This is a genomic window from Peptacetobacter hominis (assembly GCF_006861675.1).
GTDB classification, from domain to species: domain Bacteria; phylum Bacillota; class Clostridia; order Peptostreptococcales; family Peptostreptococcaceae; genus Peptacetobacter; species Peptacetobacter hominis.
In genome coordinates this window covers 1-12,549 of sequence record NZ_SGJB01000016.1, presented here as the reverse complement: position 1 = coordinate 12,549, position 12,549 = coordinate 1, and the positions used below count along the sequence as shown (strand labels likewise).

Below are 12,549 nucleotides of genomic sequence, written 5' to 3'. Positions count from 1 at the left end.
AACTATATAGAAACACTCCTACCTAGTCCAAACAGATAAAGATATTTTTCTTTTACTGTTTTTCCAGTTATTATTTCAAGAGTTTCTTCATATACTTCAAGTTGTTTTCTATATCTTGATTTTATCTCATCTATAGTTTCTTCTGTGACATAATCTGTCTTATAATCGACAAGAACTATTTTACCATCATCTTCCTCAAAATAAAGGTCTATTATTCCCCTCAGCATGAGTTTTTCCTCACCAGATTCATTCTTATATACATCTGATGCCTTTATATTTCTGCAGAATGATTTTTCTCTTCCAATAAATTTTGCTCTTTTCATTCTCTTTCCTGTATCAGATTCAAAAAATTTATAAACTGAATAAGGATTTATCACTTCTGCTTCCTTTTCGGTAATCACTTCACGTTTTTTCATATCTTCAATCTGTGATTTTATTTCCTGTATATCTGAAACCCTATCTAAATCAACAAGCTGCATAAATAAATGTACTGCACTTCCTTTTGCTGCACCAGTAAGTTTTTCATCTTTTGTATCCTGTATGAACTTTGGTACTTTTATTTCATAGTCCATTGTTTTTATAGGTATTTCATTATTTGTTCCAGTATTTTCATCTGTAGACATATATACTATCTCCGAGTCATCATCCTCGCTTCTGTTTGAAAGAGTTTTTATTTCACTTACTGAAATACTTTCTGATCTTTCGCAGCTTTTCTGATATGGATATTCATATTCCAACCTGTTTTTTATCCAATCATAATTTCTGCCGCTTGAATATTTATCTATTTCTTTTCTGAAAATATCTGATTTTTTTATTTCCTCAGTATCTTCTGGGGTTTTCATTATATCACTTTTTTTCCATATTTTATCATTCCATATATTTTCTGATTTGGATTTTGAATCAAGTACAACAGGCATTATCCAGTCTATATATGTATTAGACTTCATAGAGCTGTAGTCTCCTATATCTCTTGATATTTTCTCCCATCTTTCATACGCCATGTCCACATTATTTACACTTCCAGTAAGAATAAGTTTCTCCTTTGCTCTTGTCATAGCAACATAAAGAATTCTCATTTCTTCGGACTTTGTTTCAAGCTCCATTTTTTTCTTGATTATATTTTTTATTGCAGATGGATATGAAAGTCTTGTATCTGAATTTACTATCTGCATTCCAAATCCAAGCTCTGAATGATACAGTATATCACTGTTCATATCCCTCATGTTAAACTTCTTGCCCATACCGCAGCAAAGTACTATAGGAAATTCAAGTCCTTTACTTTTGTGAATACTCATTATTCTCACAACGTCTGAAGCTTCTGAGATTGTTTTTGCTTCCCCTACTTCATTTCCTGATTTTTCAAGCTTGTCAACAAAATTTATAAAATTGAATATTCCTCTAAAACTCGTATCCTCAAACTGCTTGGCTCTCTCAAATAGAATTCTAAGATTCGCCTGTCTCTGTTCTCCACCGGGAAGAACTGCAACATAACTGTAATACCCTGTATCACTGTAAAGATACCATAAAAGTTCATCCGTACTCATATAACCTGACATATACCTGTATTTTTCAAGTTTATCAAGAAAATAAGCCGATTTTTCTCCATTATCTGATGATGCGTGTTTTTTGAGAGCCTCATAAAACGTTCTGTTTCTGTCACAGCTTCTTATATCTGCAAGCTCTCCTGCATTAAATCCGAACATAGGCGATCTCATGACCGCTATAAGTGGTATGTCCTGCATTGGATTATCTATTATTTTCAGAAGAGAAATTATTGTTTTTATTTCAACTGTATCAAAATATCCTGCTCCGGCATCGGCATATACAGGTATTTCCATCTCTGTGAGTTCATCAGAAAAAGTCTGTCCCCATACAGAAGTTGCCCTCATAAGAATTACTATATCTCTGTATTTTGCAGGCCTATATCCGCCCTCTTTTTTGTCGTATACCATATATTCTTTTGACTCTACAATGTCTTTGATTATTTTTCCTGCCATTCTGGCCTCAAGCTGTATGTTATCTATATCCTCATCATCAGACTGAATTTCCTCTTTTTTGTCTATAAGATGAATCTCACATCCATTGGCAACTGTTTTATTTTCATTTTCGTACTCTTCAAATATCGTTCCCGGATTCAGTCTTTCATTTTCATTGTATTCTATTTCCCCGACATTAGAGCTCATTATCTTTTCAAATAAATTATTTACTGAATCAAGAACAGATTCTCTACTTCTGAAATTTTTATATAGAAGTATCTTTCTGTTTAAATCTCCTTTTTCTTCCGGATATTTTGTATATTTGTCTATAAATATTTCCGGTCTTGCCTGTCTGAATTTATATATGCTCTGTTTTACATCTCCAACCATAAATCTATTTGGTTCATCCGGTTTTGCTATGCTTTCAAGAATACTTTCCTGAACAAAGTTACTGTCCTGATATTCATCTACAAATATTTCCTTGAACTCTTCCCTATAAACCAGAGCTGCATCAGAAGGTTTCAACTCGCCGCTTTCATCTTCTTCAGTAAGTATATTTAGTGCTATATGCTCTATATCACTGAAATCTATAATTCCTTTATCCAGCTTTTTCTCCTGAAATCTTTTCATAAACTCTATAACAGTACCCACTATTTCAGATATTACAGGATACATAATATCCATCTCATATGAAATATCTTCCTGATTTATTCTTCCATATCCACTTGATATTGATTTCATTGATTTTATTGCATCATCTCTTAAAGACTTGGCGTACTCCCATACTTCTTTAGCATCCTCTTCATCTTTAGGTATTTTCTTACCTTTTCTATAGTCTTCAGGTTCGAATAAGGATATCTTAGATATAAATTCATCCCAGTTTTTACTTTCTGCTATTTCTTTTATAGTGTTTCTCTCATTGAATATCTTTTCAGATTTTGCAATCACATCTATATACGGTACCAAAATTTCACATGCTGTCTCAAGTTTTTTCTGTATACCCTCAAGCTCTATTTCAGAGTACCTCATTATAGCTTCAGCCCATACAGATTCAGAAAATACAAATCCTTCAGACTGAAACATCTCTGCTGAATTTATTAACCATCTATATGGATTTGGAAATGATGATGCAAAATGTGCAATATCAATTATCATCTCCTGAACCTTCCGATCTCCGTTTCTTTCTGCAAAACACTCTATTATATTCAGAAATTCACTTCCTTCATCTTTTTCGCTCATACCTGATATATATTTTTCCTCAAAAATCTCATCTATTGCTTCCTGCTCCATAAGAGCACATTCTGTACTGTCCCCTATTCTAAAATTAGGGTCTATATCTGTAAGATGTATATTGGATTTTATGACATCTAGACAAAAGGAATGTATAGTTGTTATCTTTGCTCTATTTATAAGAAGCATCTGTCTCTGAAGATATTCATCAGCAGGGTTCTTTTCCAGTTTTTCAGCGACTGCATCAGCTATTCTTTCTCTCATCTCAGATGCAGCTGCATTTGTAAACGTAACAACCAGAAGTTTATCAATATCTATTCTATCCTCTACAACCATTCTTATTATTCTCTCAACCAGAACCGCTGTTTTCCCTGAACCTGCAGCTGCAGATACCAGAAGATTTCCACCTCTATGTTCAATTACTTCGAGCTGTTCATTTGTCCATTTAGGTCCTCCCATTATTCGAGCTCTCCTTTCATTCTGAATATAACCTCATCTGGAGTCAGATTTTTTATAACCGTATATTTATTGTCTTTTATGGAAGTATCAAACTGACATATAGCGGAATATGGACAGAACTCACAACTGTTTCTTTCTCCACTTTTTACGGGCTCAATTCTTATATTACCGGACATCATTCCACTGCATAGTTCTGATACTCTTTTCTTTGTATATTGTCTAAGTATATCGAACTGCTCCTTCGTAACCCCCGATGTTCTTTGAGATACAGTTCCATCTTTTTTTATTTCTGCCCTTATAACTGACGATTTTCCATTTATAAGCAGATTTCTATCCATATTTATAAGAATTTTAGGATCTGATATCAGAAGTCCCTTCATTTTAAAGCTTTCAAATATTTTCTTCTCAAGTTCATCGTCTGATATAGGCTCCTCTGTTTTTATTATAGGATTGTTTAATCTGCTGTACAGCATTCCCGCCGGATCCGGCGATATTAAAACTTTATCGTTGCTGTATTTCTGACCTTCAAGTATAGCGTTCATATATACTATCAGCTGAAGCTGAAGTCCATGATATACTTCATTCAGATTTATATCTCTATCTCCCCATTTATAATCAACTATTCTTATATATTTTCTATTATCCTCGTCTACACAGCTATCAATTCTGTCTATCTTTCCTATAAGTTCCAGTGTTTCGCCTCTATCTGTTCCCACTTTTATAGGCGGATATTTTCTTTCTCTTCCAAATGCTGCCTCGTAGTCTTCCGATTCAAAATTACCGGCTTTTATCTGCATTGCTATTATTTTTATTGATGCAGATACAAGTTTTTTCAATCTTTCAGACAGGAATCTATATTTTGGAGAACTCTCCAGAATATATCCCGGAATCTTTGCCACCATTTCGTCCACAATTTTTGATGCCCTTATTGAGATATAAAGTTCATCTACTTCATGCCATGTTATACTGTCTCTTTTCATATTTTTTGAAAAAATTTCTATAACCCTGTGAACAAAGCTTCCTACATCCGGTGCTGTAAACTCATATTCTTTTCTTTCCGAAGCCTTTAATCCATACTCCACAAAATATGCAAAAGGACAACCAGCGTATTTTTCTATCCTTGATACACTAACTGTTTTTTCGGGGTAAAGTTTATCAGTCATTTCTTTATCTATATTTTCTTCCTGATTTGTAAAATCAAGTGCATCTATAGAGTTTTCTGTAACATTTCTATACTCCTGATTTTCTGAATAATACCTATATAAATCGAAAAATATATCCTTTTCATTTTCTTTCATATATCCTTCTGAAAAAATTCTTATTCCCTCTACAAAACTATTGAAAAGAGGTTTTGGAGATACTATATTCTCTCTTCCATACATATCATCCTGATTTTCCTGTATATAGCTTTTCAGATTTACATTCGGATAAATTCTTTTTATTCTCGATACTATTATCGATGGCCTCATTGTCTTTCCTTCATAGTCAGAAACCGGATAACTTACTATAAGCTCCTTTGAAGTAGATGTCAGTGCTTTGTATACCAGAAACTGTTCATCGTATATTTTGGCTCTGCTGTCTTTGTCTACTTCAACTCCAATATCTGTTATATATCCTCTGTCAGAATCCGATATAAGACCTCTTTCTACAGCAGTTGCAGGAAAAACGCCATCATTTGTTCCTATCAGGTAAATACACGCTGTATCAGAACTTTTCATTCTATCTATCCCTGTTACCATTACTTCATCAGCTCCAGGAGGAACTGTTTTAAGGCTATACTCCGAAAATGCAAGATTTACTATTCTTGAAAATCTCTCAAGTGAGATGAACTCATCTCCCAGTATTTCCACAAGCTGATCAAGCATGTCAGAAACTGTATTCCATACCTGAGCATATCTTGCAGCTTCTTCCAGTTTTCCTTCCCTTCTGAACTTTTCAATGGAAATATTTATTTGACCAAATATATCTATATCACATAAAAATTCATACAGATATCTGCATATATCCGATACTCTGTTTCTGCTTTTTTCCGATAGTTTTCTGTCAAAATCTCTTATCGGTTTTATTACTTTTTCTTTTATTTCGTTTATTCTGTTTCTTTTCTCTATCTCTTCTTCACTTTCTTCTATATCAAAAGCATAATTGCCTGTTCTGTAGTTCCAGTTTTCCTCAAACCATTTTGATCCGGATATACCATTCGCTATCACATAGTTTTCAAGCTCGGATATCTCATCATGGCCAAGTCCAGTCATATTACTTTTTATATATCTGAACATTGTTTCATATCCATATCTTCTTCTTTTCATTTCAAGAACTGATAGAATCATGATTATTATGGGATTTTCCATTGCATCTCCCTTTTTGTTTATGAAAAAAGGTATTTCATATTCCGAAAAAATTGATTTTATAAGAGATTCATATCTCTCAAGATTTCTTGTCGCAACGGTTATATCTCTATATCTGTATTTTCCATCCCTTATATCAGATGCTATCTGAGATGCTGTTTTTTCTATTTCCTGATACATATCTCTGTATTCTTTTATTTTTATACTTTCTGTTTCATCTATATACATTCTATATGGATATGTACTATAGTTTTTTTCCAGATGCTCCAGTTCTTTATTTCCTCTGAACCTATGAATTTTTTCATTATACATATTTATGCAGTTTTTAGGTTCATATGAAAACCCTTCTTTTTCGCAAAGACTTTTTAGCTTTCTGTATGTGTTTCTACTTCCAGAAAACATATCCTCTATACCAGATTTATTCGGATAGTCCAATGTAAGAATTACTGTTGTCTCTTTTGAGTATTTTATAATTTCTCCCAGAAGGTCATACTGATTTGGAGTAAAACTTGTAAATCCATCTATATATACATATGATCCGGATACAAAACTGCTATTTTTTATATTTTTTGTCATACTTGATACTCTGTCGTGTATATCTACATATTTTGTGCTCATATCATCTTCAAAAGTTGAATATATATCCGCGATATCCTTTAGTTTCATAGACAGATTTTCATTTTTAACATCCTCTGATATATTCATAAGTTTCTGCGAATCTATCTTGAACTGTTTCATTTCTGATATTACATCAGATATAGATTGTACAAATCCTATCTGCTTGTATGCATCTTTAAATATCCTCATTTTATCAGCATTTTTTTCTATTGCTCTATATACAATCATAGCTTTTCCAGAAGAATTTATACCTACTTTTGAAAGTCCACCACTCTCTGAAAGAATCATATCAGAAAGACTTCCCATACCCATAGGTCTTACTCTGAGATACTTATCCTTTATATCTCCATCAAACAGAGAGCTTACTCTTTTTTCCATTTCATATGTAAACTGATCCGGAACAAGTATTATAATAGGAGTTTTTTCATCTGTTTTCAGATGATTTTTTATCTCTTTGAACATTCTTTCTGTTTTACCGCATCCACTTCTACCAAGTATAAATCTAAGCCCCAATCTATTCACCATCCTCCTGATAATAATCAAAATCCAAATCTTCTACTCCACATTCATCACAGATTCTTGAGAATTCACACCATTTGCATCCATTTTTATTTATAGGTATAAAATCTGATGTTTCTATATTTTCTATAATTCCATATATTCTTTTTCTATCTTCTGAAATTTTTTCGTCCGTATATTCTATTCTTACAGGTTGATCGGAATAATCCGGCTGATAATACATCATTCTTATTCTTACATTATTCTTATCTATACCATGTATTTGGGTAACAGCTTCATACGCCATATACATATATACTGTTGTCTGCATTCTCATGGATGCATCTTTATATGTTATTTTTCTGTTTTCAGTCTTCCAGTCCCATATATCTATACACTCTTTTCCGTCTTCAGTGTATATTACAACCAAATCATATTTCGCATTTATTCTTACGCCTTCTATGTTTATAAATACTCCATACTCTGGAAGGTATTTTTTCTCATCTTCTATTGATACTATATTTTTTATTCTTTCTATCCATTTTGAAAATTTCCCACTTTTATCGAAATCGAGATTTCCAATAGGAATATTCCTGAAATATCTTTCACAGATAAGATGAAAATCTCTACCCATTTCCATAGAATCGTAGTACTCTTTATCGTCCTTTTCCCATCCTATCCTATCTATATATTTGTATCTGAATTTTTTTGGACATATCCTGAATGTATTCAGAGAGTTCTGACTGAACACAAATCTTTTTAAATCTACTTGCTTCAAAGATATTCCTCCTTATACTGTCATATACAGCTTTATATTTATTTCTATTACATTATTTGTTTCTCTCTGCAAATATTTTTTTCTCCAATTCTTTAAAATACCAGCTTTTAGTCTGTTTCCTTACGCCTCTCATTCCTTTTAAATATCGTTCTTTCGTATTATCGTTTACAAAATCCGCTCCAGATATTATAAGCATTTCCTTTGCTCTTGTTATTGCAACATATAAAAGTCTTATTTTTTCCCTTATTATATCTTCTTTTATACTGTTTTTAAAATCTGTGCGTTTTGTCCCATCGGTTAATTTTTCTATCTCCGAAGCTATAAGTGCTTCCGGATTTTTATAATCTTCTCTTAAATAATATTTCTCACACTGAAAACTGCATCCTTTGTTGTCTGGAAATATAAAGGAATCATTTCTAAGCATAAATACACAATCCCATTCAAGCCCCTTTGACTTATGATATGTACATATTGTAACACTTCCAGGTGTAGGTTCATATCCATCCATATTACTTAGAATTTCCATTATATGTCTGAAAATATTGTTTTTCTCATCCCTTATAAGAAAAGCTGCATCGTCATATGTTATATTTCTGTTTTCTTTTACTCTATATCCAATATAAAATGCTATATATTCTATAAGAGCAGCATCCTCGTTGTCTTTTGCAATTTTATCTCCTATTTCAAGAATCAGTCTATCTATTCTATTTTCTGAGAAATCCATAATTTCCTTTATACATCTGATTCCGTATTTCATCTTATGGTATATCGATGTTTCATAATCTATATTGTCTAAATCCAATTCGTCAAACTCATAAATAAGTTTTTCGGGATCTATATTCCTGAAATTTTCTATAAAGTCATTTTTAATATGCTCATCTTCATCCTCTATAAATATATTTTCTACTATGGATATAAGTTTTTCTGTCAGATCTTTTTTTTCAATTCTTCCAATAGAAGCTATAAAATCTATTATATCAGCTATATCTGTTGTAAGTTTTTTCTTGTTTTCAAAACCTCCACCCATATTTTCATATTCAATATTATTTTTCTGAAGCTCTTTTGCCAAAAGAAACAGGTCTTTGTTGTATGGAACAAGTACTCCTATGCTTTTATCCGGATACTTCTTCTGTATATTTCCTATATACCTTACTGTTTCTCTTATCTCATCATGGAAGCTTCTATTTGTATACCATTTTGTGTTTATACTGTATCTTTCTGTTTTAGGATTTTCTTTGTATCCCATTTCCTCAGGTACAGGTCTTATTTTCATATTTTCAAGTGCATCAGAACAGATTCTTTCCGGTAGTCTTTCATTTACAGACTCAACCAGATAGTTTGCAAGTTCTATTATATCCTTTGAACTTCTGTTTGACATATCCATCCTGTGACATACATCAGCCTCATTTATAAATCTTCTGAAAAATTCAGGATCAGATTCTGAAAAAGTACCGCTTATACTCTGATTTATATCTCCTACTCTTACAAGATTTCCGCCTTCACCTGATATAAGTTTTATTATTTTTCCCTGAAGCTCATTTGAATCCTGACACTCATCCTCAAATACATATCTATATTTTTTACTTAGTTTTTCTCTTATTTCAGAGTTATTCTTTATTATTGTATATGCCTTTATAAGAAGATCATCAAAATCCAGAAGTCCCATGGATTTCAGTTCATGCGAATACATACTGTATATAGGCTCTACAATTATCATTATACCCTTGTATCCAACTTCAGATGTTCTCTCGTATAAAATATCCGGTGTTATTGAATTATATTTAAGTCTGCTTATTGATTTCGATATAAGCTCCCGAAAACCAACCTTCCAGCTTTCTTTTTTTCTTTCCATATTATCAGGATTCTCTATATCTCTTTTTTCCTGTTTTATAAATCTCATGAAATATCTTTTACCTTTTTCGCTTTCAAGATATTTTTCTATGCATCTTTCAAGAATCATATTTCTCTGTACATCATCTGCTATTCTGAAATCTTCATCAAGCATAGATTCTTCAGGATTTTCCTTTATTATTCTTGTTGCGAGACTATGTATAGTCATAACCTCATATGAGTTTAACATCCTTCTCAATTTTTTTCTTTTTTCATCACAATTATCATCAGATTCATTTTCACTTACTTCATATTTTTCCGATATAAGTTTTTTTATCCTTCCCCTGAAGTTGTTTACTGCACTGTTCATATATGTAAGAATAAGTATTTTTTCGCCTTTTTTTAATTCATTTTCAATAAGATCTGCTACGAGTCTTGTTACGATAAAAGTCTTTCCGGCTCCAGGTACTGCTGGAACTGCCATACTTCCACTTCTGTATTTCATTATTTCAACCTGATCTTCCCTATAGACAATATTATCCATTGTTCCTCCTTGAGATTTTATATCTCTTCTACTTTATTTATTTCTGTATTTATCATACTGTCCTGTATAAATCCATTTATGGAATATTCACTTCTAAATGTATATATCCTATCCGCCTGTTTCATTATAGATAATAATAGATTTTTTGAATATTTTTTTCTTAGAATATCCTCATCACTATCTGTGAATACTCTTTTCTCAGGATATGATTTTTTCAGAACTTCTCTGTTTGATATTTCCTTATCTATCTTAGGACTCCACATACTATTTGATATATCCATTATCATTACAGTTTTTCTTATATCACCTGCATTTATATACATTCCCGGTGTCATTATAACAATATCATCACCATTTATTATCTCATCTGTTTTATATCCTGGAATATAGTCCTTTATTCTATACTCAAGTATTTTAAAAATATCTTCTCTATTTATAACATCTTTCTCGCAAAGTTTCTCCAGTTTTTCCAGTTCCGACACTATTCTTCTGCATACTCTTATCTTTTCTATATACATCTCATGACAATAATCTGATTTATGTTTATTATTTATTATTTTTTCTTCAGAAAACTTTCTTGCAAAATCTGATAGTGTATCAATACTTTTGTTTGTTCTTATATACTCAATAAGACTATTTACACTTTCCGCATCCATCGATTTTTCTTCATTATATTTTTCTTTTATATATGATTTGTACATTTCAGATGCCTTGATCGAATTTACATCAAATATTTCCTGTATAAATCTTATATATTTCATATATTCTATAATATGAGCTCCTTCACCCTCATTATCAAAAATCATAAGAGATGTAATCAGGGCCTGTGCTGTAATATTATCAGATACCATATTATCAGATATTAAAGATTCCGATTTTATATTTTCTTTTTCCAGTTTCTTTATAACATCAATAGAACTTATATAACTTCCTGGTGGAAGAATAATCGCTATATCATTTTTATTTAGTCCACTTTTTTCCAATGACTTAATAATATATGATAATTCATCAATCATATCCGGAATTGTCTGCACATCAATTATTTCTTTTATCTTGTAATAGTATTCCTGTATATCTTCATGGTTATCCGATTTATTTTCATCTATGCTAAATATATTATTTATTTCATCTATATCAATACTTTCAAATGATGATAATTCACCATTTATAAGACTGAATATATGTATGTCTTTTCCTCTTTCCTGTAGTTTCTTCAAAAGTAAAGCTTCTGATATACTCATCTTTTCCATCGAATCTACAATTACAGTATCAAATCTTTCTGATACTGATTCTATATATTTATCATTATTTAAAAGTTCTTCCGTATACTTCCACAAATACATAGCTTCATTCATACAACATGATTTATTAAATTTCTCAATCATATTCGATATCATTGCATCACTTTCAGAGAATGATTTTCTCTCTATTCTATCCATATTTTTCTTTGTATAATATATTTTTTCCCCTGTTGAAAATATGTCTGTACAGAATTCAGCTGCTGATTTCATATTGTTGCATATACTTTTTGCAATATTTTCAGATGATGATGTTATATCATCAAAATATAAACTCTCTCTTCTTTTCTTTTCTATATCTTTGTATAATACATACTCTGAAACACAATCCTCTACAGATAATGGTGTATTATCTGTATTCATTTTGTCATATAGTGGAAAATATAATTCCATTTCTTTCCTGACAAACCACTTATATGTATATGCTTCAATTTCTTCATAAACTCCCTCTACACTGTTTTTTATATTATCTGCCTGTTTTCTCCCGGAAATAAACAATAGAATTCTGCTGCTTCTTCCATTCAGTACTTCTAATCTTTTTTTATAAAATATTTTTAAAGCTGTATTCAGTTCATTAAAAGTTTTATATTTATATATTTTAATCATATTTTCCTCCAAATTATTTGCGAACATATATTCTTATTATATCATATTTAATAATACAGAATAAAAAAAGACAGTGTATATACACTGCCTTTATCAAAAATAAAAAAAGATTACGTGGCTACGACCTACTCTCCCGGGGGCCTTCGCCCCAAGTACCATCAGCGCTAGAGAGCTTAACTTCTGTGTTCGGAATGGGAACAGGTGTATCCTCTCTGCTATAGTAACCACATAATCTTCTGTTACAGAGTGATTCTCTGAAAACCGCATACATACATCTTCCATCATTTATCTTGGTCAAGTCCTCGACCTATTAGTATCAGTAAGCTGCATACATTGCTGCACTTCCACCTCTGACCTATCAACCACG

At 31.6% G+C, this 12,549-nt stretch carries 5 protein-coding genes and 1 rRNA gene; all 6 read right to left on the bottom strand.

What is annotated here, in order from left to right:
- Window positions 1-2: 2 nt before the first annotated feature.
- The 6 genes from addA to rrf all read right to left on the bottom strand — a co-directional run bounded on the left by addA (window position 3) and on the right by rrf (window position 12,411).
- Entirely contained in the window at window positions 3-3,665 is a 3,663-nt protein-coding gene (gene addA, locus EXD82_RS08240; protein ID WP_142536441.1) for a helicase-exonuclease AddAB subunit AddA, read from the bottom strand.
- On the bottom strand, window positions 3,665-7,153 hold the full coding sequence (gene addB, locus EXD82_RS08235) for a helicase-exonuclease AddAB subunit AddB (protein ID WP_246082036.1): 3,489 nt from the start codon (window positions 7,151-7,153) through the stop codon (window positions 3,665-3,667). Before addB ends, addA begins: the two co-directional genes overlap by 1 nt.
- Window positions 7,143-7,904, bottom strand: a complete 762-nt coding sequence (locus EXD82_RS08230; RefSeq protein ID WP_142536440.1) for a PD-(D/E)XK nuclease family protein — start codon at window positions 7,902-7,904, stop codon at window positions 7,143-7,145. Before EXD82_RS08230 ends, addB begins: the two co-directional genes overlap by 11 nt.
- 52 nt (window positions 7,905-7,956) lie before the next feature.
- The gene (locus EXD82_RS08225) at window positions 7,957-10,278 is read right to left on the bottom strand and encodes an ATP-dependent helicase (protein WP_142536439.1); all 2,322 of its coding nucleotides are present in this window, start codon (window positions 10,276-10,278) and stop codon (window positions 7,957-7,959) included.
- A gap of 17 nt (window positions 10,279-10,295) precedes the next feature.
- Complete coding sequence (locus EXD82_RS08220) at window positions 10,296-12,182, bottom strand: hypothetical protein (RefSeq protein ID WP_142536438.1); 1,887 nt, start codon at window positions 12,180-12,182, stop codon at window positions 10,296-10,298.
- Between the two features lie 112 nt (window positions 12,183-12,294).
- Window positions 12,295-12,411 (bottom strand): 5S ribosomal RNA (gene rrf / locus EXD82_RS08215).
- Between the last annotated feature and the right edge of the window lie 138 nt (window positions 12,412-12,549).